Below are 26,651 nucleotides of genomic sequence, written 5' to 3'. Positions count from 1 at the left end.
AGAACATGTCCATCCCTTCGCTCGAGCAGTGCAATCCCGATGACCCCCATGAAGCGTTCGTGTGGGCGCTCGTGGGTCTTCCCGGGCCGCAGAACTCGCCGCTGCTGGTCCATCCCGATGTGCTTCGGCAGTGGTCGAAACACCTGTGGGATCTCGGCTTTCGGCACTATGCCGCTGAGCAGACCAAGGAATACCACCCGCCCGCTCGCGGCGTCACCCATTGGCTCAACGGCGCGGGCCAGTGGGCGGAGAAGGGCGCCCCGCGCCCGCCGGAAAGCTCCGCGCCCGACGTCACCGACCTGACACCGGAAGAGCGTGCTCACTTGGTGGAACAGCTCCGCGATTCCGGCGAACTCAAGCACCTGGTAGATCCTCGCGATCTCGACCTCAATCACGCGAAAATCGGTGCTGTGCAACCGACGTCGGCTGAGGCGGATCGATGACCAGTCCGGATAGGTCAGTACCTTCTGGCTCCTATACCGGGGGGTCGATTCGCAACATCCAAAAGGTGACATGGGAGTCGGCGCGCGCGACGATACTGTCCAGCGTCATGGGGTCCTTTGCCGGGGTCGAAGCGATCGGCGCGAACATGAACGCGGCGAACAACGAAGCGATCAACGCCGCGGGTGAGGCCCGAGCTGGGGCTTCATCGGCGAAGTCCTCGGCGGATTCGGCGCAGACTACTTCGACGGCGAACGCTTCGGCGATCTCGGACCTGCAGACCAAACAAACCCAGGAACAAGTCGGCGGTGCCTCGGCAACAGACAACTTCCAGTCATGGGATGACACCAAATGGACAGTCGCCAAATGGTTGGCTGGTGCGGGTACCGTCGCGGATATGGTCGTCGTTGACGATCAGGCCGGTATTTCCAAGAGCGGGAACACCAGTACCGGTGCAGATCTCGCGTTGCGCAAGACCCCCCTCATGACCGACGACCAGTCGGTGTCGATGGTGCTCGGGCGACCGAACCAAGCCGGTGTATTCACCGGAAGCGGGCTTCTGCTCCGGTCGGCTGTGGACATGTCGACGTTCGTCATCGTGCAGGTCGGAACCGCGAGGATCCTGCTCCAACGCGCCACATTCAGCAACGGCGAAATGGTCATCACGACGTGGGCAGAGAAGACTGGGCTGGCTCTGAGCGTCGGCGACACGGTAACTGTCACCGCTACCGGACCTTCCTATGAGGTACTGGTCAACGGCATCAGCAAACTGACGTACCGTGACGCCACGGTAAGTTCGCCAGTAGGCGCCAACAACCGGTGGGTCGGCTTCTTCAGCGCTTGCAATGTCACTGATGCCTGGGACGGTTCCAAGGAATTGTCGTTCGGTTTCGATATCGATTCTTTCGCCGCTGCCGACACCACACCCCCGGCGGTTGTCGGGACGGGTTGGTCGCTCTGTCGCCAGAACACCGCGGGCGCGCCGATGAGCGCGGGGTCCAACAAATTCGGTGCTGCTTTCGATACTGCGCGCCAAGCGAGCAACGTCAACATCATCGACCTTCCGTCCGGCACGATCCAGATCGTCAAGCCCGGCTGGTATGTGATGACCGTCAGCTCGTTCTGGGCCAGCCCTTGCGGTTCGGCGTACAACTACAACGTCTCTCTGTGGACTGCGTCGAGTCCGGAGGGGCAGTGGAAACTTGCCCGCAACGGTGGGGCGACCGGAGGCGACGCAGTCCTGCACTCGTCGGCAACATTCGTCGTGTTCGCCGCAGCTGGAAGCGTGTGGGGACCAGGCTATTACACCCCGTTCGCCAACAATATGAAGGGTGATCCGTTGGGCCACGACACCTATTTCGACGGCACGCTGTGCTCCTATTCGTGAGTGTGTGACCACCGGAAGACAAGTCTCCGGGTCACCATCGTGACTCGCCGAGTCGTGGCCGTGTAGGTCGCACTCATTCAGAAATTGGACCACGCCACCGGACTGTTCCGGGCGGCGCTCGCTGTGCTGCGCGGCGTGATCGAAGCGGTCCAGAGCGGCCGTGTCCCTCGAACCGTCCCTCGCCACGAATTCATGGACGAGGCCGAACACAGCAGAGGAAACCTATGACAACAGCACTCGATCCCGGATATCTCGGATACCAGCCGAAAGTCGAACCGCTCAAGCTCACCACCGGTGCCAGCTTCGTGCAAACCATCGAGCCCTCCGGCGGCGCCGTATTTCCCAACGGGACAACGGTCTCCATTGTGATCACTGCTCCTGGTGGGGCGACGATCGGTACCTGGGCGGCCACCGTCACCAATACCGCGGCCAAATGGGCCGTTCCGGCCGTCACGTGTGACGCCATTCCCACCAACTCGCGTTACACGATGTTGGTCACCTATCTGACCTCCCCGGTCACCACCTACGCGTGGTACGTCGGCTCCGTTATCCGCCACTGATTTCTCAGCCGCCGGACAGCGACATTCTCTCCACAACAACAACTCTCGAGGAGTACTTCCATGGCTATTGCAGTTACCTCCACCAAGAACGCGCTGTGCGCCGCCTACGCCAACATCGCCTCCACCGTCTACGTTTCCGTCCACATCGCTGACCCGGGCACCAACGGTTCGAACGAGGCTTCCGGCGGTTCGCCGGCCTACGCACGCGTCGCGACCACGTGGAGCGCGCCGGCCAACGGCCAGATCTCCGGCAGCCAGGTGACCGTGAACCTGCCCGCAGGCACCTACACCCACGCCGGCCTGTGGAGCGCGCCGACCGGCGGCACCTTCATCGACAAGGTCGCCATCGCCTCCACCACCCTCGGTGCGCAGGGCACGCTGCTCATCACCCCCACCTTCGCCATGAGCTGAATCGGCACCTCGGTGTCGAAAAATATTCACTCACAACCAAATCGGAGGCCGCTATGACGGCACCCACGCAGGTGCTCACAGCAAGTCTGCCGACGCCGCCGACTGCGGTCATGGCCATCCCCGGCGCGCCGACGATGGTCGCCGACGCACCGCGATCACCCAGCACCATGATCGACGGAACCCGAATTCCGGAGGTTCCGCCGTTCGTCTATGCCACCTTCACGGGCAACGAGGTGAAATCTGCGATCCTTCGGCCCTTGGCTACCGCCAGGGCGGTAGCGGGAGCAGAGGGAGAATTGCGCGCGGTCGCATGGCCGTTGTCGCAATGGATCTCGCCCGTGCTCGGTGACACCGGGACCGCAACCGCACGAGTGTCTGTGGGCGCCGGCGGCCGGGTCGTAGTTTCAGCGGCATTCGCCGCAGGCAGTCGCACGGCGAGCCGTGGTGCGGTGTTCACCTCCAAGGCAGTCCTGTCAGCCGAAGTCGTTCCGAATCTCTCTGCGTCCGCGGGGTTCGGCACGACCGGCGTATGCGCGACCACACGTATCGGTCCGATCCCGATGGCCGCCAGTGGTACGGGCACGTTCTCGATGGCAGTTGCACCGCCGTTCAAGCCCTCGGGCATGAGCAAGGGCGGTGACCAGGCACTCGGCGGAAGTTGGTCCGATATCACGGGTTGGTACGCCGATACTGCCGCCTTCCCGGGTTCGACGGTCAGTGGCAATGCGCTGATCGCTCAGGGGACCGCGCTCAACATCTTTGTGTCGGCGAGCATTCCGTATGCGATCTACAGCGGTTTCGGTGGTCCTCGCCAGGCTGTGCGACTGCTGGTCAACGGTGTCGTGATCGCCACTGGTGCTGAGAAGACCGGGTGGACGGGAACGATGACCGCGAGCGCCACTGTGCGGGTCGACTCGGGTGATCGGGTGACCCTTCAGGGTTGGTCCACTCATGGTGCGACGGTTCGTGATGGGACCGCGACTCAGATCCGGATCGTCCGCGCACCGTAATCACGGTGCACCGCTGAAACCAGGGTAGGCACAACGCTCCTCGTAGACGTCACGGCTGTCATGTGACCTGCACTGTGCGGGTGCTACCGCGGTGTCGAGTGCCGCGTTCGACTTTCGGGTTGAACGCGGCACTTGTCGTTTTTTCGGTCCCTCAGGGGCGATACCGGTGAGGGTTCACGCTGCAGGGATGGTCCTCGCACGAGGCGACGGTGCGGGACGGGGGCCGCGACCCGGGTCGGATCATCCGCGCACCCGTATAGCCGGTAGTTGCGGTGCGGTCGCTCGTCGGCTACGAGTGCCGCGTTCGCCCCTTTTCGAAGGTGAACCGGCATTTGTAGTTTTTCTGGCCCGGAAGATTCCGTGGTCCGAGGGTTTCCTCTGTTTCGTCGATCTTTTCGAGGCGTTCTTCCTTTTTCTGGAGTGGTTATGAGTTTGTGGGACAAAGTCAAGGGCGTCTTCGATGACGACGAGGACGAGAAGAAGACTTCTGAACCGCCCAAGTCGTCGGCACCGGTGGTTTCCGCGCAATCGTCGGCGAACGCTGCTGAGCGTGCGACCGGGGCGGCGGAAAACGGGCCTACCGGCAATCCTGTCTTGAATGCGTTGGCCGGTGACGCCCCGGTTCCCGAGCAGTCGGCCGAGGTTGGTGGCTTGCTGGATGTGGTTTCGCTGGTCAATCAATCCGAGAAGCTCGAGTCCGGCGAAACAGTGACTTTGCCGAGTGGAATGCAGGTCGACCAGGAGCGAACCGATGTCGGCAATGGGCTGTATTCGGATACACCGTCGGTACGTCTTCCCGGCGAGGAGTGGGTAAAAGACCCATCGGGCACTTCAGCCAAGCCGCAACATTTCGTGCTACCGGCATTGATGGCTGGTGCCATCGGCACGGACGAAAACTACTCCTTGGAACAGCGTGACCGCGATATCGCACTCGTCGTCGCTGCCCGAACGGCACCGGTGGTCGGGGATTACTATGGTGCGCTGAACCGGTTGAACTCGCATTACGTTCCCGGTTCGATCGTAGGACCCAGTGGAGATATGTTCACCCCGAGCAGGGACTACTCCGCGGTGGACATCCTGGGCGATCTGGCCATGTCGGCGACAGTCGGTGAGCTGGACGAATTGAGCTCGCAGAAGCGGGCAGCAGCGCTCGACCGGTTGGCGAATTCATCGAATCGGTACTCGGCTCAGCAACAAGACGAGGATCAAAAGGCAGCACATCTGCAATACGGGTCAGCCTACGGTGGTGCATCCGATGAGGTCCGCGAAGCCCGGATTCGGGAACTCATGGGCGTCGGCTACACCCGTGAACGGGCATTGCAGCAGCTCAACGCGAACGCCCTCGCGGCACGCGATCGGCTCAACGCCCACGGTATCGGTGTCGATCCCGCGCGTGCGACAGAACTCGAGTCCAACAAATACGGCAGCCTGTATCCCACCGATCCGCGGACCACCTACATTCCGAACTCGGTATTGAATCCCCATAAATTCGATTTCAACGACGCGCGCAATGTTGTCGGTGGCCTCGTCGATGCGATGGTCCTGGACCATGCTGAAAATCTCGTCACGGGCCTACAGGAAGACAATTACGGAAAGGCCTTGTGGGGTGCGACGAATATGTTCACCCTGGGATTGCCAGCGGCGGCAGTGGATTCATCCGTGCAGGTGTACGACGGCGTTACCGAAGGCGACTGGGGCAAGATCAGGAACGGTGCTCTCGGGCTGGGGCTCGTTATCATTCCGTTTCCGGTACTACGGTTCGCCGGTAAGGCGTGGGCGGCTGCTGGGGCAGAAATCGAAGCCGCGATTCTGCTTGAACGGCTAGCTGCTGCCGAAGGCGTGACGGGCTTGGGTACGGCCGAAGCTGCTATCGAGGCAGGTCGACGCGCTGGCCTGGGAACGGTACCGAGATCTGGTGGAACTGCCGGTGAGGCAGTGGCGCCGCACACTCCGTTGACTACCACGCCGCGCCACTCTCCCGAGTATCCCGCCGGGACGCAATCGGGTGCACCGCGGCCTGGTGCAACGAATCCTTGGGATTCGCGCGTCGATCCGGCCGGTATCGACGGGCCGACTATCGACGGCCTCAGCATCTTCCCCACGAGACCGAGACCGGGTGCGAATATTCCCCAGCGGGGGCCCGGTCAGCATGGCGGAGGTACAGCGGCGGGTGGTACCCCAAAGGCGCCGGCACGCGGTTCCGACGGAGATCTCGTACTGCAGGTCGATGAGTTGTATCAGCAGGCAGGGATGCGTGAATCGGAGATCATCGCCAGGTTGGGCGGGCAGGGTCTTACCGATGACCAAATCCGTGCGGTGATCGCCGCATCGGATCACTGGAAGGGCTTGTTGAAGCCGGGTCAGTGGATAGATGACAACGGCAAGATCCATAACCCGGGAGGCCGTTTCGCAGGCGAGGCGGACCTGCCCGGGGGCAAGAATCCCATGACTCTGGCGCCTGATCCGCGACCGTCAGCGGCGGAGATGAAGGCGTTGGAACGTGCCACCGAGCTCGACGACACCCAGCGTTTCGGTATGACACCGACACCGGCGGGTCGGCCGAGCCCCTGGAACACCGCAGGCCTGGGTGATACGGGCAACGTCGGGGCGATCGGCGGACGAATTGGTGAACGACTCACCCGAACGAAACTCGAGGCGGACGGTTACGTCATAATCGCTGAAGGAGCAGATGCCAGAATCCCGATCCCGAACAGACCGGGTAGATATTTCGAACCCGACTTCATCGTCGTCAAAGATGGCAAAGTCAGTTTCGTCGAATCCAAATGGGGTGACGGTGCCTACACGCGCGGGCAGCTCGAGGGATACGAAGCATACCGGCAGGGAGGGCAGCAACTCCTCATCGACGACATCCAGAACGCCGAGCTTCGGGGCCTCATTAGGCAAAGAGAACTTGACCCATCGCAGATTCAGGTCGATGGCGTGACAACGATTCGGTGGAACAATGGGTGGCAGGCTACCGATGATCTGGTGTGGCAGGCTGCGAATGAACCATGGCCGACCGACCTATTGAGAGCGGATGGCAACTGGAACCAATCGCTGCCTGCCTATGCTGAATTGAATGCCGAAGCTGCACGCCGGGCAGCGCTGGCCAATAATCCTGCCGCGTACCTGTACTTTCAAGCACGAAGCGATGCGCTGCTCGCAGTACAGGCGTTGACACCCAGCCCCACCGCCGCACAAAACGCGTTGGCTTCCGCTGTGGACGACTTCGCTCAGCGCGCCGCCACCTTATTGGGCGGGCCTCCGATGGTTCCGGGTGACGCTATGCGGTCGTTGGGATTCATCTCGGATGCAGAGGTGGCACCCGTCGTCCCGAATGTAACAGCCCCTGTGAATACGGCAATCGCCGACCTCACGCAGGCGGGGCAGCGCAATCGAATGGGTAGGCGAGTCGATCAATCGTTGACCGTACAGATTGCCATGACTCAGCCAAATGGTGGGGCGGTATCGCGCGGGGAGGAGCTCAGTGAGCTGACCATGCTGGGGCGGTGACGGCAGAAGGCCACCAGGCCCGTGTCATGATTGTGTCAGATGCGGTATCGAGAGGAGATCATTGTGGGTGGCGCTGGGTCGGATCGGTTGATGAAGTCGATTATCGCCAAGCTGGGTGAAGCACTAGCTGCCGACGGTTTCGTGCAGTGCGAGGCGTTGGACAGAAACGGAGAGGCACAGCCTGGGAAGCGATATCCTCGGTGGCGGCACGCGTGGTTCGCTGCTGATATCGAAGGCTTGCCGGGTGTGCGCCAAGCCATCATGGCTTCGCTGAAGCTCGATCGGGACAGCTGTGTCAGTGTCTTCGGGTGGGCGTATGTGATGTCGGGCGTGGTCGGGCAGGTCCGTGCCGAATTGCCTATTGATGCGTTGGAAAGCGCCGCCGACGGTTCGGTACCCGCCCCGGTAGACTCTGTTACGTTTGGAATTTTTCGTTATCCGCAGAATGTTTCGAGGGCGAAGAGTTGGGTGGCGACCGAGGCTGATATCGACAACAGTGTCGTTGAGTTCATGGATTATGTTCGCGGTGATGTCCGGGACTGGTTCGGGCAGATGTCGACGATCACGGACCTGCTGGCTCGGGCTCGAGAGCCGAGGTTGTCCGCGTTGGACCGGTCCAACCCTAATCCGGAGCGGTTGCGTGCTGTGGTCATTTTGGCGTTGCTGGCGGGTCGTGTTCAGGATGTGGTGTCGTTGATGGATTGGTATCGTGACCGTGACCAGTTTCATGATTGGGATTCGGCGGAGCGGGTCGCGGCGTTCGATGCCGCGATAGGTGTTCGTTTCCCGGAATATGCTGCCGCTCGGTTGGCCTGAGCCTCTCGATCAGCTGAGTATTCGAGAGGAGAACATGATGGGTTCGGCTGGGTCGGATCGGTTGATGAAATCGACTATCGCCAAGTTGGGTGAGGCCCTGGCTGTGGAGGGTTTCACGCAGTGCGAGGCGTTGGACAGACACGGAGAAGCTCAGCCGGGGAAGCGATATCCGCGGTGGCGGCATGCGTGGTTTGCTGCTGATATCGACGGTTTGCTGGGTGTGCGCCAAGCCGTCATGGCTTCCCTGACGCTCGATCGGGACGGGTGCATCGGCCTCTTCGGATGGGCGTATTTGATGTCGGACGTGGTCAGGCAGATCCGCGCCGAGCTGCCTATTGATGCGTTGGAAAGCGCCGCCGGAAGTCTTGAGCCATCCCGCATTGATTTTGTGTCGTTCGGAGATTTTCGCTATCCGCAGAATGTTTCGAGGGCGAAGATCTGGGTCGCGGTGGAAGCTGATATCGACACCAGTGTTGCTGAATTCATGGATTATGTCCGTGGTGAAGTTCGGGACTGGTTCGGGCAGGTGTCGACGATCAATGACCTGCTGACCCGTGCTCGGGAGCCTGCATTGGGTGCTATCGATCAGTTGAACCCTGCACCTGAGCGCCTTCGCGATGTGGTGATTTTGGCGTTGTTGGCGGGTCGTGTTCAGGATGTGGTGTCGTTGATGGATTGGTATCGTGGCCGTGACCAGTTTCATGATTGGGATTCGGCGGAGCGGGTCGCGGCGTTCGATGCCGCCATAGGTGTTCGTTTCCCAGAATATGCCGCTACTCGGTCGGCCTGAGCATTTCGATCAACCTGTTGAAGAACGGGCGCTGAACAATTGGAGTTGGAATGACGGTATGTGAGGTCGGGCGGATCGATCAGGTCGCTGTCGGGGCGAATGGTCGACTGATATTGGCGATGACCGAGGATCGTGATTATGGTCCGGGTGCGGATGCGGAGCTGATCGAGGATTTCCGGCGGAAGCTGAACGCGTATCTCGGGGCTGTGCGGTCGGGTGAGGTGCGCCGGATGGCGAAGAAGGCGGGGGTGGCGGGGGACAACGGGGTCGATATTGTGCTGTTCAGTGTGAGTGAACCGCCGCAGCTGGTTCGGGAAATGCTGGACACGGTCACTTCGAAACTCGGCAAAGAGGGTGTTTCTGCTCGATACGAGCTGCTTTGACCAACTGCTGAGGTGAGTGTGCCATCTGGCACTGCCGTGCTTATATTTGATAGTCGTTGCGCCGTATCGCACCCTCAATGTGGAGTCTGAAGAAATGCTTGCTGGTGTTGAAAAGGTCGTAGAAAAGGTCCGGGTAGCTGCCGGTTTTGACTGGACGTGGTTCGGTACGGATCTCGATCGGTTCTGCAGAGTGCAAAATTGGCGGGTCGCCGAGCATACTGCTCTCGGTGCCGTAATTACTACCGATCTTGACCTGGCTCGTCCAGAAGCACGTTGGAGGGAGCGAGATGGTCGGGCCGAGCAGGTTATTGTATTTCTCTCTGACCTATCAAGTAGTGACGAATCGGATTTCGTGCGCCAGGTGTACGACCATTTTTCCGCACTGACTACTGGAATTGTGTCGACGTTAGGTCTGCCAACCCGAACCCGAGCGGGATCTGACGGTTTCGTCAGATGGGACCTAGCCTCAGCCATCGTTGAACTCCGTCTAGACGAAGACAGCATCTTCCTGCATTTTGTAGATCCGATGTACCGAGCTGAGCTCGATCACTCGGTGAATGAGGAGTGCTGATGGTGCGTGATAATGCAGACTGGCCTAGCTTCCAGGCTGCGCTAGCTTTGACGTTGGCGCGTATGCCCGCCGATGGATGCCTGGTTATTAAAGCCAGTGGGAACCGATTTGCTCAGTTCACTGTTATGGGCGAAGTGATTCATGCCGAAATTGTGGACGGTGCCGTGGTGGAGGATAGTTATGAGATTTCGTGGGAGGACGCTGCACGATTGGTAGCTGATGGTTGGGCTGCGCCATCCGAGGACTCATGGCCGAACTGGTACCGAGAGATCAGCTGGCCGGCACTGTATCGGGACTTCGAGGAGATGGCTGATCGCGCGGTTTCGGCTTTACGCGACGTCTTAGAAGTCGCTGAGGCCAGCGAATTATCGGTTGAGTCCTGGGTGAATTTTGGGGGTGGGGACTTCGATACCAGCGCGCTGGAGTGAATCCATGGATCAGCGTCGAGGGTGTCCCCGTGCGTCGTCAGAGTCGTGAGATGAGGGTATGACCTGCAGATTCGGGCGCGTGTCGTTGGCGCTGGCACAGCGACTACCCCGAGATAATCGCGGTTCTCACACGTGATCGTCGAAGCGTTGAGCTCAATCACCGTGCGCTACACCACTATGCGGGACTAAACTTGATACCAACTCGAACCTGAACTCCGAGCAGGTGTTCGACGGGGTCTACGTCGATGGTGCCAACTGGGGTGATGCCGGAGTCCGTTCCGGATTCGCCCCCTACCCGGCACAGCAGGCGCAATTCCTCAACTATGCCTTTCGCGACTGCGAGTTCGAGTGGAGTACCGGCACGATGCTCGACTTCCGGATGGGCGGCAGCATCTACCTCCATGGTGGCTCGTGGATCCTGTGCGACACCACCGAGACCACGATATCGGCCATGATCAAGCTGGGTCGCAACAGTATCGCCGAGGGCTCCTGGCGCTTTCTCGCCCAAAGGGTGCGCTTCGAGCTTCGTTCCAAGTACCACCGGATAATCGATTTGCGAGTGGGTCGCCGGTAATGTGGTGTTCGAAAGCTGCGGCGACACAGCGCTGGTCTTTCAGGCGGTCGGCAACAAGATCATTCCGAATTCCTTTCCCGCGTTCGTCAACGCCTCACCGCTGACGCATTCCTACGACTGGACCATGTGGGGAACAGGTCCGATCGTCCGATACCTCGACTGTCAGCTGATGGGATATCACCAGGTGACACCAACACCGCGGTGGATCCCGTCGGCAAGATCATCTACGACGGCTGCTCGCTGGCGACCGAGCCACAGGCAACCTTCCTTCGTTCGACCCAGGCCACCGCGCCGAGCCTTTCCAGAACATCGGTCTTGTCTCGGCCATATGAGACTGCCCGCTGACCTGACCAGCAGTGAATTGTGCGCCTGCTCGGTGTTGTCGAGACGATTCGCCGTAGTTTTCGGCAGACGCGCACCTCGCGCGCTGACGGGTCTTTGGAAGTAAATATCATATGTAATATGGAAGGAAATGAAATGACTATTACCCGTGAGATCAGCCTCGCCGCCGGCGAGGAATTGTTGGTGAAGCACATGCCGACACCGTTCAGGTATGCGCGGCTGGTTGAAGTTGCCGAGACCGGCATCCGTTACCTGCTCGATCTCAGCGTTCCCGTCGTCTATAGCGGCGTAGAGTGCGTGCAGGTCGAGATTCAGTTCAATCAGGTTCTTCAGTATGCGAACTATTACACCGTGACCGTGATATCCGCTGACGGGGCGCGACGGGGGACGCGTCAAGTGGGCCGGTCCTTTTGGGGCTCTAGGACGGTCAGGGGCCTGCTGGTGTGGGAACTCGAGCAGGTCGGCGACAGCTACGAGATTGTCGACTGGGGCGGCTTCGCAGTGCCCAACGATGCGCCAGCTGCTTAATCGAAGGCTATTGCTCGCCCCCTGCTATCCGGCGGGCGAGGTGAGCTGGCGAATCGCCTGATGATCGATCGGCGGACCCCCGGTGCTCGGCCCGCACTCCTGAAGGGGTGCGGGCCGTTTCGTCGTTTCCGCGGATGTCGTCCAAGGCGGACCGCGAGGTTGATACCGTCCGATATGTTCGAGGCATGGAAACCGTGCGTGAGCTGCGTCTGGCTGCTGGTCTTACCCAGGCTGAGCTGGCTCAGCGCTCCGGGGTGGCGCAGCCCAATATTGCCGCCTACGAGAGTGGTAGCCGTCGGCCGTCGGCGGCGATGATGGCGCGGCTGCGCGAGGTTGCCAAGCCCCGCCCGTCCGGTGTCGTTGCCGCGCATCGAGATCAGATCATCGCGCTTGCGCTGCGGCACAAGGCAAATCGAGTGCGGGTTTTCGGGTCGGTGTCGCGGGGCGACGACGTCTCGGGTAGCGACATCGACCTGCTTGTCCGGTTCGATGCCGATGCCGACCTGCTCGATATGGCCGAGTTGATGCTCGACTTGGAGGAGCTCACCGGTCTGCATGTCGACCTGGTGTCCGAAGGTGGGCTACTGCCAGGGCCGCACCCCATTCGGGATGAGGCAAAGCCGCTGTGAGCGGCCGTGATGCCGGTGAGCGGACCGTCAAGAGCCTGCAGGACTTCCTTGCCTTCAGTGAGATGGCGGCACGCATCGTCAGCGGCGGTAAAGCCGCCTACGACTCTGATGAGATCACCAGGCTGGCCGCCGAGGCGGTGCTGCACCGGCTCGGCGAATCGGTAGCCCGCCTGCCCGGGGAATTCGTCGCTTCGCACCCCGAGGCTTTCTTTCCTGCGGGATCGGGCGCAACCTGCTGATCAGTCGGTCGTCGTAAACCGTGCGGTTCAGCCAACGAGCAGCGAGAACACCCTCGGTCGGGAAGTAATGTCCAACCTGACCTATGCTTCTACTATCCGATGACAACCCAGAGGGGTCCATTCCATGCAGGTCGACGCTGAAGGCGCAGTCCGAGTTGCAAGGCTAGCCAAAGAATTCGAGTGGACTGGAGATATTGATGACTTACGCCGGTTCGGTGAAGTTGCAGGGTGGGAAGTTACTTGGTCTGGAGATAATGGTATTACTTTCCTGACAAATTTGGATGTCATGCGTCCCGAAGCACGCACCTTTATGCGAAAGCGAACGTTCTCCGATATCTCACTGTATGTTACCGATATTGTCGACCGGTCGGTACCGTGGGTGCAGTGCCGGCAACTGGTCGTTGACTCTTTTGTAGATCTCGGTGGCGCACTTGAAGCTGTTCTGGGTGTGCCCACGCGAAAGGACCCTGGAGTTCAAGCAGCAATCGGGTGGGACTATTTGGGAGTTTCGATCAATTTGCGGTCCTCGACGCGTTCGATCGCTCTTGAGCTGGCGAATCCAAAATGTTAAAAGTACAGTTCACGATTCGGGCAATGGAGAAATAGATGAACGCAACACCATTGGATGCAGATTGGCAGAATTTCTCGGCGGCGCTAGCATTGACGTTGTCGAGTATGCCGGCCAAGGCTTACGTGGTTATCAAATCTTCTGGTGGACGCTACGCTCGCTTCTTTGTCGCCACACCCGAACTGTGGTGCGAGATTGTTCATGATGACGAGCTCGGCGCTGATTTTCAGATGTCTGATCGGTCACGGAAGGAATTACGGGAACAAGGTTGGCGCCCACCCGTGCGCGGCCTCTCGGAAAATTGGCACTTGCTCCTCGATTGGCCGGTTCGCTACCGCGTATATGAAAATGTGGCCGAACAAGTAGTCTTGGCATTGCGGCAGGGTCTCGGAGTTGCGGGGCCCACCGAGTTCGAGATCAAGTCTTGGATCGAAGACTCGGACAAGGAATTTCCGGTGAGTGCCCTGATCGACGCGAGCATGGGCGGTGCGTCGCCCTCTGCATCCAACTAATCCTCTGACCGCCCCGGCCACCCCAGCCGCGCAGGCGGGCCGCTGGCAAGCGGGCGCAATGGATCGGGGACTCTCGCGACAGTCAATATTAATGCATCGGATGACGAAGACATTGTTCCGCGACTCAAGGTACTTGCACTGCAGTGGGAATTGGCAAATAGCTAGCCGCATCTCCATTCGCCGACAATATGGACAATTTCTTCGTCGCGCCGTGGTTCACGATCCACCGGGGGTTCGGCGAATCGGCTTACCCAGGTGTCGATATGTCCCGCGTTTCTAGAATGGTTGAACACAATTATGTTAAGGGGCCTGCCGGTTTGTCGGCCCCGACCTGTCCGGCCACGGCCGGCCGGCGGGGTTATCAGCATTGCGCTTGACCCGCCTCCAAGTTCGGATGTTGTACCCGGATTTCGGTAGGCTTCAAGCTCTCGGTTCACGTCGATCAGAAGCGTTTGCTTCTTGTTTTCGATCGTCATGACGATCGCCGCTGCGAATCTGTGCGAGGTCGGGTATGGCTCCGAGAGCCACCCAGGTTCATTTGTGTACTCAGCGCATCGTGTCATTGTGCTACCGGGGTATTCGTCGGTTGCTCTATGGACGTTTTCGCCGACCGTCACTTTTCCTTCATACCAACCCGTCAGGGTGAGGTTCTGTGGAAGGTCGTCGAGTTGAGGACTCAGAATGCCGCACCCACTGGTCGTGCCGACGATGCAGACGGTCGACATGGCTATGACCATGGATCTGACCTGGTGGTGCGTGATTGGTCTCATTTGTCCTTGATCTCAGCGCGCTGTACCTACCTGCTGGATGCTACCGGGCTCTCAGTGGCACCGCCTGTCGATTCCGGTCGACCTCGGCGAAGACTCCGGGCGGCCAAGCGAATTGTCCGGCTCGGCCTGGCGCAAAGGTGGACGTAGAACATCGACTGCGCTCTGACCATCACTACGGATTTCGGGCCCACTCATTACGGCTCCAGCCGACCAGTCAATCCGCTTCACCTCGTACAAGGAACCTTCGTTCTTTCATACGGTGCACATATACGTTGAATTCTCTCGCGATCGGCTGTGTCGAAAGATGGTAGTTTCCAAAAAGGTTAGCCAGAGCTTTTCGCGGATCGAACTCGGGAACCCCGACCAGGATGGTGGGCTCCCCTTTCTGTCTGAGCGCTATTCGGTCACAAGACCGGCCGAACCCGAGTCCATCCGGCGTCTGCTCGCGCTGCACCCGAGCCGTGCGGCACTCATCGACATCGCTGATTACCTCATTCCCCCGCGATCGGCAATCGGTAGCCGAATCAGGCTGCCTCATTCAAAGAAGGGAATCGAACAAATGTCGAAACTTGTTCGTATCGCAGTGAATTCTAATCCTGAGTGGACGACCATTCGGGTGCCTCGGCAGGCTCGGCCGGTTCAGGCGCGACGTGTGCTCGGTGGTGTGGTGATCGGCTTGCCGCCGGGCTCTGAACCTACTTCTGACGTCGTTGTCTACAACACGTACTGGGAGGTTCCGAGCAATGCGCTGGCAGGCGAGGAGACCTATCTGATCCGGCGGGGCGTGTTGCCCGATCAAGCAACCGGCAGCCCCGGTGAGCCGCCGCGCGATGAGGTCAGTGAGTCCGGGATGGCCGGCGCCACTGCGTTTTTCGCGGCGGACTCGGAGATCTTCTGGATCTATCGCGATTTGTTCCAGTTCGGTAGCGGCTTCCCGCCGAACCGGGTCTGACAGATCGGCATCTCGACAGTCTCGCGACGGAACTGGTGCGCACTGGAACCCCAGTGCTCGGCCCGCACTCCTGAACAGGGGTGCGGGCCGTTTTGTCGTTCTGTCGCTGCGGCACAACACAAATCGTGTGCGTATGTTCGGTTCGGTGACGACTGAGCGGCTGATCGTGATCGTGCTGTTCGACGGTGTCGACCTGCTGGATGTCACGGGGCCGCCCGAGAGACAGCAATGGACGTAGTCCGCGAGGAGCGGCGCCTGTCCACGATGAACAGCATCGTCGACATCTTCAAACCGGTCGCCGGCTAGTCCCGTGCTAGCGGTCGATCAGAACGCCCCGCCGGAGAAGCACTTGACGACCGGCGGCTGACCGCTGGCATCCGCGTCCGGCATCGGAGCACTGCTGCCGGTACTGCCACCGACCACCCCGCCGATGATCGCACCGGGAAATGCTCCGATAGCCGAACCGGCGACAAACCCGCCAATGGCGCCAAGGCCCATGCCGATCAGGCCGTTTGTGGTGATGTTCTGGCAGTAGGCCCGTTGCTCGGGCGTCAGCGCGATCGGTGCAGCCTGCACCGGGCTGGTAGTGACTGTGCTGGGATCGAATCCGGGTGCCGGCGCGGCGTGTGCAGTACTGGCGAACGCCGCTGTTGCCGCGATCGCAAGACAGGTCGCGGCAATAAACTTCTTCAATTTTCTCGAACTCCCAGAGAGATAGCAATCAAACATGTTGTCTCCCAGAGCAGTTCGGCCTTGAGAGCATACGAAGCTTAAGCCGGTTCGGCCGTGCCCACGCGGCAACGCCGATCGATTGTGGGGCTTATCACGTTTGCTGTGAACCTTCCTTGCTGCCAGCCATTTTCGTTGTGATGCTGATGATTCAGTTGAGCGATCGTCCGCGCCGCCCCGGTCCGGTTCCATGGGCTAACTGCGGCACGCAGACAGTGATGCGCGCACGAAATCCGACCATGATCCCGAGTCGAAGAGTCATTGACTCTGGATGGATACACCCTCGACACGTATCTGCTGCTGTCGATTATCGACGGGTCACAAGGCGTCCAAGCTGCCGTGATCGCGGCAGCCGGCGCGGATCCACCGCAGGTGAAACCGATCCCCCGTCCGCAGACCGCAACGGTCGACAGTCCGCGGGGAACGCCGACTGTCGACAATGAACAGCACCGTCGACATCGTCAAACCCGGTGCTCGGCCCGCACTCCTGAAGGGGTGCGGGCCGTTTTGTCGTTTCCGCGCTCCTGGCGACGACGGCTCGGCGAGGTTGATATCTTCCGATATGATCGGGGTATGGAAACCGTGCGTGAGCTGCGCCTGGCTGCTGGCCTCACCCAGGCTGAGCTGGCTCAGCGCTCCGGGGTGGCGCAGCCCAATATCGCCGCCTACGAGAGTGGTAGCCGTCGGCCGTCGGCGGCGATGATGGCGCGGCTGCGCGAGGTTGCCAAGCCCCGCCCGTCCGGTGTCGTTGCCGCGCATCGAGATCAGATCATCGCGCTTGCGCTGCGGCACAAGGCAAATCGAGTGCGGGTTTTCGGGTCGGTGTCGCGGGGCGACGACGTCTCGGGTAGCGACATCGACCTGCTTGTCCGGTTCGATGCCGATGCCGACCTGCTCGATATGGCCGAGTTGATGCTCGACTTGGAGGAGCTCACCGGTCTGCATGTCGACCTGGTGTCCGAAGGTGGGCTACCGCCCGGGCCGCACCCCATTCGGGATGAGGCAAAGCCGCTGTGAGCGGCCGTGATGCCGGTGAGCGGACCGTCAAGAGCCTGCAGGACTTCCTTGCCTTCAGTGAGATGGCGGCACGCATCGTCAGCGGCGGTAAAGCCGCCTACGACTCTGATGAGATCACCAGGCTGGCCGCCGAGGCGGTGCTGCACCGGCTCGGCGAATCGGTAGCCCGCCTGCCCGCGGAATTCGTCGCTTCGCACCCCGAGGTTTCTTGGCGCGGGGTGAAGGCGACGCGGAATCTGGTCGCACACAACTACGACGTTGTCGACCACACGATTCTCTGGAACCTTCTCGCGAACAGATTGCCCGGCAAGGCGGCACTCGTGCGCCAGCTTCTCGCCGACCTGGAAACCGCCGAGGGCTGATCGGCAAGGTCCGCTTCGTCGGCACGGTGCTCTACCGGATGGCATCCGGTGAGATCTCGCCTCGGGCCGGATGGGGAGTGTTCCGGCTCGCGGTCTGCGTGGCGCTCGGCTGGCATCCGATGATGTGATGTCGGCAGCATTGCGAAAGATGTTGGGCTACAACAGCTTCCACCGTCCAGTCGCGCATCTGTGTGTGATACTTCGCAGTTGGCCGCGCGTCAGTGGCCGACCGGGGACGGAATTGGTCCACCGCTGTGTGAGCATAGGGATAGCAACTTGAAGACATCACACCTGCGACGCATCAGCGTCGGCGTCATCGGGCATCGGCTGCGGCGCTGACGGCAACGTCCGCGCAGGCAAACCCCATCACCATGACGGTTTCTGGCACCGAGCACTATGTGAACACCACCTACACGATCACCATTCAGTGTGATTTTCGGTCGACTGTCGCTGTGATCGACAACGGCGACGTCGCCACTGCGACTCTGACCCCGGCGGATGTCAACAATGTGGCTGTCGCGCAATGGACTCCGACGACAACCGGCGTACACACGCTCGTGGCGGAAGGTTGCATGAGTTCTACGCAGACCAACACGCCGATTCAGATCACCGTCACGGTGATGGACGCGGCGCCCGTCATGCCGGCTTGGCAGTTGAACGGCACCTATAAGGTCGGCGATGTCGTCACTTACGAGGGAGCGAAGTACCAGTGTCGTCAGGCGCACACTGCCTACGCACCCAACTGGACTCCGCCGAATACTCCGGCGCTCTGGCAGCGGCTCTGACGACTGTCTGTAATCAATCGGCCCGTACTCCTGATCGGAGTGCGGGCCGATTCGTCATATCGGCTGAAGACGCCTCGGCGAAGGCTAATCGGTGAGGTCGGCGGGATTGTCGACGACGATGCCGTAGAGGTCGGTGATGGTGGCTAGGGCACTGTCGTGGAGTTGGTCTGCGGGGACTTTGCCCAGGGGGCGGGTGGCGCAGGCGTTGGCGACCACGGTGGGGGTGTTGCCTCGGAGGAAGGCGCCTTCGGTGGTGAAGGTGACGCACATGTGGGTCATGAAGCCGGCGATGATGAGGTTGGTGTTGCCTGCGGCGTCGACCAGTTCGGGGAGGTTGGTGCCGACGAAGGAATTGGGGGCCTTTTTCACGACGACGGATTCGTCGGCGGCGGGGGCTACCTTGGGGTGGATCTGGCCGATTTCGGCGGTGATGTCGTAGGGGGTGTCTTTGCCGCCGTCGTTGATGACGTGGATGACGGGGGTGCCTGCGGCGCGGGCCGCGGCCAGGAGTTCGGCGGCTGCTTCGAGGGCCGGTTCCCAGCCGGTCAGTTCCATGACGCCCTGGGTGTAGGTGTTCTGGTAGTCGATCAGGACGAGGGTGGAATTGGTGAGGGTGGCGGGGGTCTGGTCGAAGCCGTTGAGTTCGCGCAGCGTTGTCGAGGTCATGATTTCACGGTATTCGCAGGTCGGGGTGTCGGCAATGTCATGTAACCTGCAGATTCAGACATCGTGACGGGAGATTCTGTGGTGACGACTGAGCGGCTGATCGTGATCGTGCTGTTCGACGGTGTCGACCTGCTGGATGTCACGGGGCCGCCCGAAGTCTTCTCGCTGTTGCAGCGGGAGATGGCGGAGCCGACGGGGTATCAGGTGGTGCTGGCGGCGGAGTCGATGGATCCGGTGACCACGTCGGCGGGGGTTCGGATCCTGCCGGACGTGACGTTCGCCGAGGTGGGGCGAGTGGACACGGTGGTGGTGCCGGGAGCGGTGGAGACGGACAGCCGGCGGCGGGTCAGTGCTGTCGTCGATCCGGGGGTGGTCGCGGCGGTGGCGCGGTTGGCCGACGGGGCTCGGCGGGTGGCTTCGGTGTGTGTCGGTGCGCATATTCTGGCGGCGGCGGGGCTGCTCGATGGGAAACGGGCGACCACGCATTGGTCGACGGCGCAGCAGTTGGCTGCCGAGCATCCGGAGGTTGTCGTCGACGCTGACCCGATCTACATTCGCGACGAAAACGTCTGGACCGGTGCGGGACTCACGGCTTGTCTGGATCTCACGCTCGCGTTGGTGGCCGACGATTTCGGGGACGAACTGGCCTTGCGGGTTGCTCGCCAGCTGGTGATGTATCTGAAAAGGCCGAGCGGGCAGAGTCAGTTCAGTGTTTCGCTCGAGCCGGTGTCGACCACCCGGCGGATCGAGGATCTGCGGCAGTACATTTCGCGCAATATCGCGAGCCCGCTCACGGTGACCGACCTGGCCGCGCAGGTTCATGTGAGCGATCGCCAGCTCACCCGCATCTTTCGCACCGAACTCGGGATGACGCCCGCGGCCTACATCGAGTCCGCGCGGGTGGAGGTGGCGCGACATCGGCTCGAATCGAGCGACGAAACGCTCCAAAAGATTGCTACCGCTTGCGGTTTCAATACCATCGATACCCTCGCACGTGCTTTCCGTCGCCAGCTCGACACCACCCCGAACGAGTACCGCCGCCGCTTCCGGATCGGGTAACTCATTATGATCCTGGTCGGGACATTGCCGGTGATGGTATGAGCAACAGGGGGTTTCGGGAATGGGTATCGCGGAGGAATGGCCGACCGGGTCGGCAACGACGATGCTGTGGGGAATGACCGGCCTGCTGCAGCTGTTGGTCAGCGGCTCGGCGGCCTGAATGAGGGGCATGGCCGCTCGACAACAGGGCAGCCGGCTGGCCAGTGCGATGCCCGCGTCTTGACGGTCGAGGTGGCCCGCCCGCATCAGGATCAGATCCTCGGCGTCGCGGCGGGTGATCCGGACGATGCCGTCGCCGGCCTTCTCCACCACGTCTTTCGGGTGGCGGAGTAGTTCAGTGAAGGTGGCGGTAGTGCTCAGATATCTTCGTTGGTCTGTCTTGCCCCCCTTTCATTGGGCTGCCGCCGGGGGTTGTTTCGCTGTTAGACATCTTGTGCGGCGGAAATCCGCGGCAAATCTGAAGTATGAGGGGTTCACAATGAGCAAGATTCGTGTCTTCGGTGTGGCTATGGCGGCGGCTGCGAGTATTTCGGTGCTCGGCGCCGGTGCGGCGTTCGCGGAGGAGCCGAGCACCGGGTCGGCGGACTCGATCCTGGCCGGGCTGGGCAGCGGGACGGCGGAGGAGCCGGCCAACGTCGCCGAGGAGGAGCCCGCTGCCGGTTCGCTCGAAGGGCTGGATCTGTCGGCGCTGCTCGTGCTGCTGACCAGTGGTTCCGCCGAAGCCGAGCCGGTGGCCGATGAACCGGCGACCGGGTCGCTCGAGGGCCTTGACCTTGCCGCGCTGCTGGCCCTGCTGACGTCCGGCTCGGGCGAGACTCCCGCCGAGTAACTCCTGGCGAATCGCGGGCCCCTGTTGCTGCGGCGACGGGGGCCCTGCCGCGTTCACCTGGCGGGGATCAGGCGGTAGAGCCACCATGGGCGGCTGGGGAAGGCGGGGTCGTAGATGCGCAGCGTCATGCGGCGTTCGAGGCCGGTGCTGCGTTCGCGTAGGCGCAGGTGGCGGCGGGCGATGTCTTGGGGGCGAACCTCGCTGGTCCACACCGGATCCCAGTCGGGGGACTCGCAGCACTGTTCGGTGATCGCGGAGACGCGCTGGGCGGGGGCCAGCGGGGCGAGCATGCGAAACGCATGAACCAGGAGTTGGGCTTCGGTGTGCCAGTCGAGGTAGACCTTCTTCGCCACGGGGTTGAGGAACATCCACTCGAGCATGTTCACGCCGGCGCCGAGGCCGGGGAAAAGGCGCTGGTAGTCGGCGTTCGCGGCGAGCATGTCCATGGTGGGGAAGCGGGCGAGGCAGGCGGGGTGGGTGAGGCTGGCCAGGTCGGCGAGGTCTTCGGCCGAGGGGGTGCTGGGGGCGGTGCCGGATTCTACGGCGCACAGGCCGAGGATCAGGATGTGTTTGCGGTACCACACCGGCACGTCGAGGCTGTCGAAAAGTCGTTGCAGCATCGCGGGATTCGGGACGAGTGCCCCGGATTCGATCTGGCTGATGAGTAGTGGCGCGAGCTGGGTGCGGATGGCGAGCTCGGTCCGCGCGAGCCCCGCGGCCAGCCGCCGTTCCCGCAAATACACACTGAGCGCAGTGCTTTGAACCATCCCAACCCCCGAGCCTCACCCCGACCGACGGTAAATCCCAGGGTACGCCGGGTGGGGAGCCGGATGACGGGAAACCAGCGCCTGAAGAAGCTGTTCAGCGGCATGACAGCCGAGCGCGTCAGCGCGCTGGGCCGGGTGCTCACCGCGTCGCAAGTGGACTGAGCGGGCATGTTCGCTCGGCGTTCATCTCGTCAAGGTTGTCCGTAAGCATTCCGTGATAGGAATGGCCGACCCACTTCGAAGGAGATTTTTTCATGGATGGCCTGATGTACTTCCTCACGACGCTCGCAGCACTCTCCAGCGGCTCCGCCGGCTAGGGATTGCGCGACACACCTCCCACACGGGAGACAAAACGGGCCGGAGCTGAATGCTCCGGCCCGTTCAGCGTGGATCAGGTGAGAAACAACCTCAGAAGGCGGCTTCGTCCAGGTCCATGATGTCGTTGTCCAGGTTGGCGAGGATCGCGCGGGTGGCGGTCAGCTCGGGCAGGACGTTGCGGGCGAAGAACTGCGCCGAGGCGACCTTGCCGGTGTAGAAGGCGACGTCGGGGCCGGTGGCGCCGTTGTCGAGCGCGGCCAGCGCGATCTCGGCCTGGTTCAGCAGCATCCAGCCGATGAACAGGTCGCCGACGGCCATCAGGAAACGCACCGAACCCAGGCCGACCTTGTACAGCTCGGTCGGCTGCTCCTGGGCGCCCATCAGGTGGCCGGTCAGGGTGGCGGCCATGGTCTGCACGTCCTCGAGCGCGGTGGCGAGCAGCTTGCGCTCGCCCTTGAGGCGCTCGTTGGCGGAGTCGGACTCCAGGAACTTCTGGATCTGACCGGCGACGTGGGCCAGGGCGACGCCACGGTCACGCGCGATCTTGCGGAAGAAGAAGTCCTGCGCCTGGATGGCGGTGGTGCCCTCGTAGAGCGAGTCGATCTTCGCGTCGCGGATGTACTGCTCGATCGGGTAGTCCTGCAGGAAGCCCGAGCCTCCGAAGGTCTGCAGCGAATCGGTCAGGTACTGGTAGGCGCGCTCGGAGCCGACACCCTTGACGATCGGGAGCAGCAGGTCGTTCACGCGGAACGCGACGTCCTTGTCAGCACCCGAGACGACCTCGGCGATTTCCGGGTTCTGGTGCGCGGCGGTGTAGAGGTAGATCGCGCGCAGGCCCTCGGCGTACGCCTTCTGGGTGGCCAGCGAACGACGCACGTCCGGGTGGTGGGTGATGGTCACGCGGGGCGCGGCCTTGTCGGTCATCTGGGTCAGGTCGGCACCCTGGACGCGGGTCTTGGCGTACTCCAGCGCGTTCAGGTAACCGGTCGACAGGGTCGCGATGGCCTTGGTGCCCACCATCATGCGAGCGTTCTCGATGACGTCGAACATCTGCGCGATGCCGTTGTGCACCTCGCCGACCAGCCAGCCCTTGGCGGGCACACCGTGGCCGCCGAAGGTGACCTCACAGGTGGTGGAGGCCTTGATGCCCATCTTGTGCTCGACGTTGGTGACGAACACGCCGTTACGGTCGCCGTAGGTCTCGGTGTCGAAGTCGAAGTGGGTCTTCGGGACGTAGAACAGCGACAGGCCCTTGGTGCCCGGTCCGGCGCCCTCGGGGCGAGCCAGCACCAGGTGCATGATGTTCTCGAACATGTCGTCGGAGTCGGCCGAGGTGATGAAGCGCTTCACACCCTCGATGTGCCAGGTGCCGTCTTCCTGCTTGATCGCCTTGGTGCGACCGGCGCCGACGTCGGAACCGGCGTCCGGCTCGGTCAGCACCATGGTGGCGCCCCAGTTGCGGTCTGCGATCTTGGCCGCCCACTTCTTCTGCTCTTCGGTGCCGTTGTTGAAGAACACCTGGGCGAAGCCGGCGCCCGCGGCGTACATCTGGATGGGCGGGTTGGCGCCGAGCACCATCTCCGACAGGGCCCATGCGACGGCGGACGGGGCGGCGAGGCCACCCAGCTCCTCGTTCAGCGGAACCTTGGCCCACTCGCCGTCTTCGAGCGCCTTGTAGGACTTCTTGAAGGCCTCGGGGAGCTTCACGGTGTGGGTGTTCGGGTCGAACACGGGCGGGTTGCGGTCGGCGTCGGCGAACGAGTCGGCCAGCGGGCCCTCGGCCAGGCGGCGGACCTCGGAGAGCATTTCCTTGACCGTGTCGGTGTCCAGGTCGCCGAAGGCGCCTGCGTCGAGCACCTTGTCGATGCCGAGGACCTCGAAGAGGTTGAACTCGAGGTCGCGAACGTTTGCCTTGTAGTGGCCCATGTGAGTACTCACTCTCCATTGAGTTCTGGTGCGGTCGGTGGTGTGCCGTTCCCGCCCGTCGCCGGTTTTCCGCATGCTACTCGCGGGTAACTTATTGACCATATTACCGGTGGGTAATGGCTTCGGCAAAGGGGTGGGCGGCAATGTGATGCGAAAAACACGCGCGGCCGTGAAATGCCTGGTCGCGGCGACGGCGGGGCTACCGTGAGGTGTGCGCATCGAGACGACCGCGGGACCCGCCGAGATCGAGCTCGACGAGGTGGGTGATCCGGCATTCCTGCTGGTGATCACACACGGGGCCGGTGGCGGCGTCGATGCGAAAGATATTCTGGCCGTGCGTGATTCGGCCGTCGCAGCCGGTGGTGCGGTAGCCCGGGTGGTGCAGCCGTATCGGGTTGCCGGGCGGCGGGCGCCGGGGAACGCGGAGAAACAGGACGAGGCCTGGCTCGAGCTCGTGGCGGCGTTGCGGGCGCGGTTTCCCGGGGTGCCGATCGTTCAGGGGGGTCGAAGCAACGGGGCGCGGGTGGCGTGCCGGACGGCGGTGGAGGTCGGGGCGCGGGGTGTGATCGCGCTGTCGTTCCCGTTGCATCCGCCGGGCAAGCCCGAGAAGAGCAGGCGCGATGAGTTGCTTGCGCCCGGGGACATCGAGGTGGTGGTGATCAACGGGGGCAGCGACCCGTTCGGGGTGCCCGATGCCGCTGACGCCGCCGAAGTCCGGGTCATCCCCAAGCAGGCGCACTCGTTCCGCACCGGATTCGACGTCATCGAGGCGACCGTGACCCCCTGGTTCGCCCGCTGGGCGGTTGATCACTAAACCCAGGCATCGCCCGAGAAGCAGCCTGTTGATCTTGATCAGTCGGTGGGTTCGGGGCGTGGGCGCTCGGCGATGAGCAGGGAGTCGATGGCGTCGGGGCCCTCGGTGGGGCGGAAGACCTCGTGGGCGAGGGCGACGGTGACGTCGTCGCGGGCCAGGTCGGCGCTGAGGTCTTCGGGGGAGAAGAGGATCTCCGGTTCCTGGGGGCCGCCGTAGCCGTCGGTGACGTTGCGGGTGGCATGGCCGAGGATCAGGAGCTTGCCGCCGGGGGTGAGCATGCCCGACAGGTGGTGCAGCAGGGTGCGGCGCTCGTCGGCGGGGAGGTGGACGAAGACCATCAGGATCAATTCGAAGGGGCCGGTGATGTCGGCGGCTTCGAGGTCGGTGATGTCGCCTGTTCGCCAGTCGACGCGGGAACGGACCGATCGCGACAGGCGCGCGGCGACAGTGCGGCCCTTGTCGATACCGACCTGGGAGAAGTCGACGGCTGTCACCTGCCAGCCGTGGGTGGCCAGCCAGAGTGCGTGGCGGCCTTCGCCGCAGGCCAGGTCGAGGGCGCGGGGGAGGGGCGGGGTTACCCCGGATTCGTCGGGGAGCAGCGGAATTCTGCGGTCAAGGCCGTAGACATGTTCGACAACGGTGCTGTTCGGCGGTGCGCCCCACACCAATTCACTGCGCGCATAGCGCGCGTCCCAATCCGCCGCATCCATGACTCGAGTGTAGGGGCCCCGCCTACAGCGTGGTGCGCATCAATACGACGTTGTACTGGGTGTGGATGGTCGTCATGAAGTAGAGGTCGCGGCCGGTTTGGTAGGGGAAGATCGACGGCGCGTAGGCGGTGGGGAGTTCGCGGGCATCGATCAGCACCTCGGGACCGCTCCACGGGCCCTCGGGGGAGGGCGCGCGGCGCATCACCACGGAGTTGAACGGGTCGGTGGTGAGGGAGATGAACTGGCCGAGGTGCTCGTTGAACATCACCGAGAGCTCGCCGACACCGCCCATGATGGGGGCCGCCGCGTTCACGTCGTTGAGCTTCCACTCACCGCCGTCCCAGTACTCGTAGGCGGCGAGGTTCTCGATCTGAGCTTCGGGGACGCGGGCGATGAACGCCTCGTTGTTGCGGCCGGCGCGGGTGCCGTATTCGTAGACGAAGCCGCCGTCCTTCACGAAGCTGTTCATCTGGAAGTTGGCGTTGCCGCCCTCGTCGGGGCGGCGGGTGTGGCCGAGATCGGCCCAGGTCTCGCCGTTGTCGGCCGAGGCGGCCAGGCCGGAGAAACTGGTGGTCCACTCGCCGGGCGCGTCCCAGGTCTTCACCGACATCAGTGACATGTACTGCACGCCGTTGGCCGAGATGCCCGCGGTGGGGATGCGGCTGATCTCCAGGAACGGGATCTTGGGGCTGGGGATCAGGTCGCGCGCCTGGCCGATGACATCGCGGACGACACCGTCGAACATGATCCCGTCGGCCGGGTTCTTATCGTGGCTGCGGACCAGGATGTTGGAGCGCCACGCCCAGGTGCTGCCCGCGAGCAGGTTCGGGAAGCCGAGGCCCGCGGTGTCGCCGAAGGCGGTGAGCATCTCGCCGCGCCCGTTGTCCCACATGATGCCGAGATCGGTACCGAGGACGTTGTAGTTCTGGGTGTTGTTCGGGCTGGCCATGCCCGTTACCTGGAACACCGCCTGGGTGCGCCCGTGCAGCACGGGCAGGCCGTGGGTGCCGTTGAGAACGGGAATCGGGTTGATGGCGTTGGGGTTCGCGACGGCGGGAGGCGCGGCGCTCACCAGCAAGGCCGTAGTACCTGCGAGGGCGGACAGCAGGATGGATCCGGTCTTGTTCACAGGTGATGCAGCCTCCGGGTCACGCCGAAAGCGGGGCACGTTTCGAGGCTTGCCGTCACGTACCACTCTTCGACTGGTCAGCGAATCGAAGCGATGCTAACAGCCGCTAACAGTGA

31 protein-coding genes are annotated in these 26,651 nt (G+C 62.3%); 25 read left to right on the top strand and 6 right to left on the bottom strand.

What is annotated here, in order from left to right; genetic code table 11:
- Positions 1-5: 5 nt before the first annotated feature.
- From ACWZHB_RS27100 to ACWZHB_RS27015, 18 genes are all read left to right on the top strand, one after another.
- Entirely contained in the window at positions 6-443 is a 438-nt protein-coding gene (locus tag ACWZHB_RS27100; protein ID WP_427904612.1) for a phage gene 29 protein family protein, read from the top strand.
- A gap of 65 nt (positions 444-508) precedes the next feature.
- On the top strand, positions 509-1,828 hold the full coding sequence (locus tag ACWZHB_RS27095; protein WP_427904611.1) for a DUF7257 domain-containing protein: 1,320 nt from the start codon (positions 509-511) through the stop codon (positions 1,826-1,828).
- 224 nt (positions 1,829-2,052) lie between these two features.
- Positions 2,053-2,388: an LtfC-like domain-containing protein gene (locus tag ACWZHB_RS27090; protein ID WP_427904610.1), complete on the top strand. Its 336-nt coding sequence runs from the start codon at positions 2,053-2,055 to the stop codon at positions 2,386-2,388.
- A gap of 60 nt (positions 2,389-2,448) precedes the next feature.
- Complete coding sequence (locus ACWZHB_RS27085; RefSeq protein WP_101465256.1) at positions 2,449-2,799, top strand: phage tail fiber protein; 351 nt, start codon at positions 2,449-2,451, stop codon at positions 2,797-2,799.
- 53 nt (positions 2,800-2,852) lie between these two features.
- On the top strand, positions 2,853-3,809 hold the full coding sequence (locus ACWZHB_RS27080) for a hypothetical protein (protein ID WP_427904609.1): 957 nt from the start codon (positions 2,853-2,855) through the stop codon (positions 3,807-3,809).
- A 426-nt stretch (positions 3,810-4,235) separates the two neighbouring features.
- Positions 4,236-7,322, top strand: a complete 3,087-nt coding sequence (locus ACWZHB_RS27075; protein ID WP_427904608.1) for a hypothetical protein — start codon at positions 4,236-4,238, stop codon at positions 7,320-7,322.
- Between the two features lie 90 nt (positions 7,323-7,412).
- Positions 7,413-8,138 (top strand): hypothetical protein, encoded by a 726-nt coding sequence (locus ACWZHB_RS27070; RefSeq protein ID WP_427904607.1) that lies wholly within the window; start codon positions 7,413-7,415, stop codon positions 8,136-8,138.
- 64 nt (positions 8,139-8,202) lie between these two features.
- The gene (locus tag ACWZHB_RS27065; protein ID WP_427904606.1) at positions 8,203-8,928 is read left to right on the top strand and encodes a hypothetical protein; all 726 of its coding nucleotides are present in this window, start codon (positions 8,203-8,205) and stop codon (positions 8,926-8,928) included.
- 119 nt (positions 8,929-9,047) lie between these two features.
- The gene (locus ACWZHB_RS27060; protein WP_427904605.1) at positions 9,048-9,311 is read left to right on the top strand and encodes a hypothetical protein; all 264 of its coding nucleotides are present in this window, start codon (positions 9,048-9,050) and stop codon (positions 9,309-9,311) included.
- A gap of 79 nt (positions 9,312-9,390) precedes the next feature.
- Complete coding sequence (locus ACWZHB_RS27055; RefSeq protein ID WP_427904604.1) at positions 9,391-9,882, top strand: DUF6301 family protein; 492 nt, start codon at positions 9,391-9,393, stop codon at positions 9,880-9,882.
- Positions 9,882-10,310, top strand: a complete 429-nt coding sequence (locus ACWZHB_RS27050; RefSeq protein WP_427904603.1) for a TY-Chap domain-containing protein — start codon at positions 9,882-9,884, stop codon at positions 10,308-10,310. The genes ACWZHB_RS27055 and ACWZHB_RS27050 overlap by 1 nt, the downstream gene beginning before the upstream one ends.
- 223 nt (positions 10,311-10,533) lie before the next feature.
- Positions 10,534-10,884, top strand: coding sequence for a hypothetical protein (locus tag ACWZHB_RS27045; protein WP_427904602.1), 351 nt, complete (start codon positions 10,534-10,536; stop codon positions 10,882-10,884).
- Between the two features lie 462 nt (positions 10,885-11,346).
- Positions 11,347-11,754 carry a hypothetical protein gene (locus tag ACWZHB_RS27040; protein WP_427904601.1) on the top strand — a complete coding sequence of 136 codons (408 nt, stop codon included), beginning with the start codon at positions 11,347-11,349 and terminating at the stop codon, positions 11,752-11,754.
- 185 nt (positions 11,755-11,939) lie between these two features.
- A complete protein-coding gene (locus ACWZHB_RS27035) occupies positions 11,940-12,383 on the top strand; it encodes a helix-turn-helix domain-containing protein (protein ID WP_427904600.1) in 444 nt (147 codons plus the stop codon).
- Positions 12,380-12,622, top strand: coding sequence for a ribonuclease HepT family protein (locus ACWZHB_RS27030; protein ID WP_427904599.1), 243 nt, complete (start codon positions 12,380-12,382; stop codon positions 12,620-12,622). The genes ACWZHB_RS27035 and ACWZHB_RS27030 overlap by 4 nt, the downstream gene beginning before the upstream one ends.
- Positions 12,623-12,746: 124 nt before the next feature.
- Entirely contained in the window at positions 12,747-13,193 is a 447-nt protein-coding gene (locus tag ACWZHB_RS27025; protein ID WP_427904598.1) for a DUF6301 family protein, read from the top strand.
- Between the two features lie 35 nt (positions 13,194-13,228).
- Entirely contained in the window at positions 13,229-13,702 is a 474-nt protein-coding gene (locus ACWZHB_RS27020; protein ID WP_427904597.1) for a TY-Chap domain-containing protein, read from the top strand.
- A 1,074-nt stretch (positions 13,703-14,776) separates the two neighbouring features.
- Positions 14,777-15,424 carry a hypothetical protein gene (locus ACWZHB_RS27015; protein WP_427904596.1) on the top strand — a complete coding sequence of 216 codons (648 nt, stop codon included), beginning with the start codon at positions 14,777-14,779 and terminating at the stop codon, positions 15,422-15,424.
- Positions 15,425-15,748: 324 nt separating this feature from the next.
- On the opposite strand, the gene ACWZHB_RS27010 is transcribed toward ACWZHB_RS27015, so the two are convergent.
- Positions 15,749-16,153, bottom strand: a complete 405-nt coding sequence (locus ACWZHB_RS27010; RefSeq protein ID WP_427904595.1) for a hypothetical protein — start codon at positions 16,151-16,153, stop codon at positions 15,749-15,751.
- Positions 16,154-16,726: 573 nt separating this feature from the next.
- Here ACWZHB_RS27010 and ACWZHB_RS27005 point away from each other — a divergent pair.
- The 3 genes from ACWZHB_RS27005 (at position 16,727) to ACWZHB_RS26995 (ending at position 18,317) form a co-directional block, all read left to right on the top strand.
- A complete protein-coding gene (locus tag ACWZHB_RS27005) occupies positions 16,727-17,170 on the top strand; it encodes a helix-turn-helix domain-containing protein (RefSeq protein ID WP_427904594.1) in 444 nt (147 codons plus the stop codon).
- Positions 17,167-17,532 carry a HepT-like ribonuclease domain-containing protein gene (locus tag ACWZHB_RS27000; protein ID WP_427904593.1) on the top strand — a complete coding sequence of 122 codons (366 nt, stop codon included), beginning with the start codon at positions 17,167-17,169 and terminating at the stop codon, positions 17,530-17,532. Before ACWZHB_RS27005 ends, ACWZHB_RS27000 begins: the two co-directional genes overlap by 4 nt.
- Before the next feature lie 371 nt (positions 17,533-17,903).
- A complete protein-coding gene (locus ACWZHB_RS26995) occupies positions 17,904-18,317 on the top strand; it encodes a carbohydrate-binding protein (RefSeq protein WP_427904592.1) in 414 nt (137 codons plus the stop codon).
- Positions 18,318-18,401: 84 nt separating this feature from the next.
- Here ACWZHB_RS26995 and ACWZHB_RS26990 read toward each other — a convergent pair whose 3' ends face one another.
- A complete protein-coding gene (locus ACWZHB_RS26990; protein WP_427904591.1) occupies positions 18,402-18,983 on the bottom strand; it encodes an isochorismatase family protein in 582 nt (193 codons plus the stop codon).
- A gap of 81 nt (positions 18,984-19,064) precedes the next feature.
- Here ACWZHB_RS26990 and ACWZHB_RS26985 point away from each other — a divergent pair, with 81 nt between their 5' ends.
- From ACWZHB_RS26985 to ACWZHB_RS26975, 3 genes are all read left to right on the top strand, one after another.
- Positions 19,065-20,042, top strand: coding sequence for a GlxA family transcriptional regulator (locus tag ACWZHB_RS26985; protein ID WP_427904590.1), 978 nt, complete (start codon positions 19,065-19,067; stop codon positions 20,040-20,042).
- Positions 20,043-20,120: 78 nt separating this feature from the next.
- Positions 20,121-20,375 carry a hypothetical protein gene (locus ACWZHB_RS26980; protein WP_427904589.1) on the top strand — a complete coding sequence of 85 codons (255 nt, stop codon included), beginning with the start codon at positions 20,121-20,123 and terminating at the stop codon, positions 20,373-20,375.
- Positions 20,376-20,520: 145 nt separating this feature from the next.
- Positions 20,521-20,871 carry a hypothetical protein gene (locus ACWZHB_RS26975; protein WP_427904588.1) on the top strand — a complete coding sequence of 117 codons (351 nt, stop codon included), beginning with the start codon at positions 20,521-20,523 and terminating at the stop codon, positions 20,869-20,871.
- A gap of 53 nt (positions 20,872-20,924) precedes the next feature.
- On the opposite strand, the gene ACWZHB_RS26970 is transcribed toward ACWZHB_RS26975, so the two are convergent.
- Complete coding sequence (locus ACWZHB_RS26970; protein ID WP_427904587.1) at positions 20,925-21,638, bottom strand: helix-turn-helix domain-containing protein; 714 nt, start codon at positions 21,636-21,638, stop codon at positions 20,925-20,927.
- A 408-nt stretch (positions 21,639-22,046) separates the two neighbouring features.
- Positions 22,047-23,882, bottom strand: a complete 1,836-nt coding sequence (locus tag ACWZHB_RS26965) for an acyl-CoA dehydrogenase (RefSeq protein WP_427904586.1) — start codon at positions 23,880-23,882, stop codon at positions 22,047-22,049.
- 211 nt (positions 23,883-24,093) lie between these two features.
- Here ACWZHB_RS26965 and ACWZHB_RS26960 point away from each other — a divergent pair, with 211 nt between their 5' ends.
- Positions 24,094-24,696: an alpha/beta hydrolase family protein gene (locus ACWZHB_RS26960; RefSeq protein ID WP_427904585.1), complete on the top strand. Its 603-nt coding sequence runs from the start codon at positions 24,094-24,096 to the stop codon at positions 24,694-24,696.
- A 38-nt stretch (positions 24,697-24,734) separates the two neighbouring features.
- Here ACWZHB_RS26960 and ACWZHB_RS26955 read toward each other — a convergent pair whose 3' ends face one another.
- A complete protein-coding gene (locus ACWZHB_RS26955; protein WP_427904584.1) occupies positions 24,735-25,406 on the bottom strand; it encodes a class I SAM-dependent methyltransferase in 672 nt (223 codons plus the stop codon).
- A 22-nt stretch (positions 25,407-25,428) separates the two neighbouring features.
- Positions 25,429-26,535 carry a DUF4185 domain-containing protein gene (locus ACWZHB_RS26950; RefSeq protein WP_427904583.1) on the bottom strand — a complete coding sequence of 369 codons (1,107 nt, stop codon included), beginning with the start codon at positions 26,533-26,535 and terminating at the stop codon, positions 25,429-25,431.
- Between the last annotated feature and the right edge of the window lie 116 nt (positions 26,536-26,651).

The organism is Nocardia sp. FBN12 (genome assembly GCF_054031145.1).
The sequence above is the reverse complement of the archived record's forward strand: the minus strand, read 5'-3'. Positions and strand labels throughout refer to the sequence as shown.

What these genes read in the sequence shown, in the direction of transcription:
- ACWZHB_RS27100 (WP_427904612.1), top strand. Translation starts at nt 6, where the DNA reads ATGTCCATCCCTTCGCTCGAGCAGTGCAATCCCGATGACCCCCATGAA.
- ACWZHB_RS27090 (WP_427904610.1), top strand. Translation starts at nt 2,053, where the DNA reads ATGACAACAGCACTCGATCCCGGATATCTCGGATACCAGCCGAAAGTC.
- ACWZHB_RS27085 (WP_101465256.1), top strand. Translation starts at nt 2,449, where the DNA reads ATGGCTATTGCAGTTACCTCCACCAAGAACGCGCTGTGCGCCGCCTAC.
- ACWZHB_RS27080 (WP_427904609.1), top strand. Translation starts at nt 2,853, where the DNA reads ATGACGGCACCCACGCAGGTGCTCACAGCAAGTCTGCCGACGCCGCCG.
- ACWZHB_RS27075 (WP_427904608.1), top strand. Translation starts at nt 4,236, where the DNA reads ATGAGTTTGTGGGACAAAGTCAAGGGCGTCTTCGATGACGACGAGGAC.
- ACWZHB_RS27070 (WP_427904607.1), top strand. Translation starts at nt 7,413, where the DNA reads ATGAAGTCGATTATCGCCAAGCTGGGTGAAGCACTAGCTGCCGACGGT.
- ACWZHB_RS27065 (WP_427904606.1), top strand. Translation starts at nt 8,203, where the DNA reads ATGAAATCGACTATCGCCAAGTTGGGTGAGGCCCTGGCTGTGGAGGGT.
- ACWZHB_RS27060 (WP_427904605.1), top strand. Translation starts at nt 9,048, where the DNA reads ATGACCGAGGATCGTGATTATGGTCCGGGTGCGGATGCGGAGCTGATC.
- ACWZHB_RS27050 (WP_427904603.1), top strand. Translation starts at nt 9,882, where the DNA reads ATGGTGCGTGATAATGCAGACTGGCCTAGCTTCCAGGCTGCGCTAGCT.
- ACWZHB_RS27040 (WP_427904601.1), top strand. Translation starts at nt 11,347, where the DNA reads ATGGAAGGAAATGAAATGACTATTACCCGTGAGATCAGCCTCGCCGCC.
- ACWZHB_RS27035 (WP_427904600.1), top strand. Translation starts at nt 11,940, where the DNA reads ATGGAAACCGTGCGTGAGCTGCGTCTGGCTGCTGGTCTTACCCAGGCT.
- ACWZHB_RS27025 (WP_427904598.1), top strand. Translation starts at nt 12,747, where the DNA reads ATGCAGGTCGACGCTGAAGGCGCAGTCCGAGTTGCAAGGCTAGCCAAA.
- ACWZHB_RS27020 (WP_427904597.1), top strand. Translation starts at nt 13,229, where the DNA reads ATGAACGCAACACCATTGGATGCAGATTGGCAGAATTTCTCGGCGGCG.
- ACWZHB_RS27015 (WP_427904596.1), top strand. Translation starts at nt 14,777, where the DNA reads ATGGTAGTTTCCAAAAAGGTTAGCCAGAGCTTTTCGCGGATCGAACTC.
- ACWZHB_RS27010 (WP_427904595.1), bottom strand. Translation starts at nt 16,153, where the DNA reads ATGTTTGATTGCTATCTCTCTGGGAGTTCGAGAAAATTGAAGAAGTTT.
- ACWZHB_RS27005 (WP_427904594.1), top strand. Translation starts at nt 16,727, where the DNA reads ATGGAAACCGTGCGTGAGCTGCGCCTGGCTGCTGGCCTCACCCAGGCT.
- ACWZHB_RS26995 (WP_427904592.1), top strand. Translation starts at nt 17,904, where the DNA reads ATGACGGTTTCTGGCACCGAGCACTATGTGAACACCACCTACACGATC.
- ACWZHB_RS26990 (WP_427904591.1), bottom strand. Translation starts at nt 18,983, where the DNA reads ATGACCTCGACAACGCTGCGCGAACTCAACGGCTTCGACCAGACCCCC.
- ACWZHB_RS26980 (WP_427904589.1), top strand. Translation starts at nt 20,121, where the DNA reads ATGGCCGACCGGGTCGGCAACGACGATGCTGTGGGGAATGACCGGCCT.
- ACWZHB_RS26975 (WP_427904588.1), top strand. Translation starts at nt 20,521, where the DNA reads ATGAGCAAGATTCGTGTCTTCGGTGTGGCTATGGCGGCGGCTGCGAGT.
- ACWZHB_RS26970 (WP_427904587.1), bottom strand. Translation starts at nt 21,638, where the DNA reads ATGGTTCAAAGCACTGCGCTCAGTGTGTATTTGCGGGAACGGCGGCTG.
- ACWZHB_RS26965 (WP_427904586.1), bottom strand. Translation starts at nt 23,882, where the DNA reads ATGGGCCACTACAAGGCAAACGTTCGCGACCTCGAGTTCAACCTCTTC.
- ACWZHB_RS26955 (WP_427904584.1), bottom strand. Translation starts at nt 25,406, where the DNA reads ATGGATGCGGCGGATTGGGACGCGCGCTATGCGCGCAGTGAATTGGTG.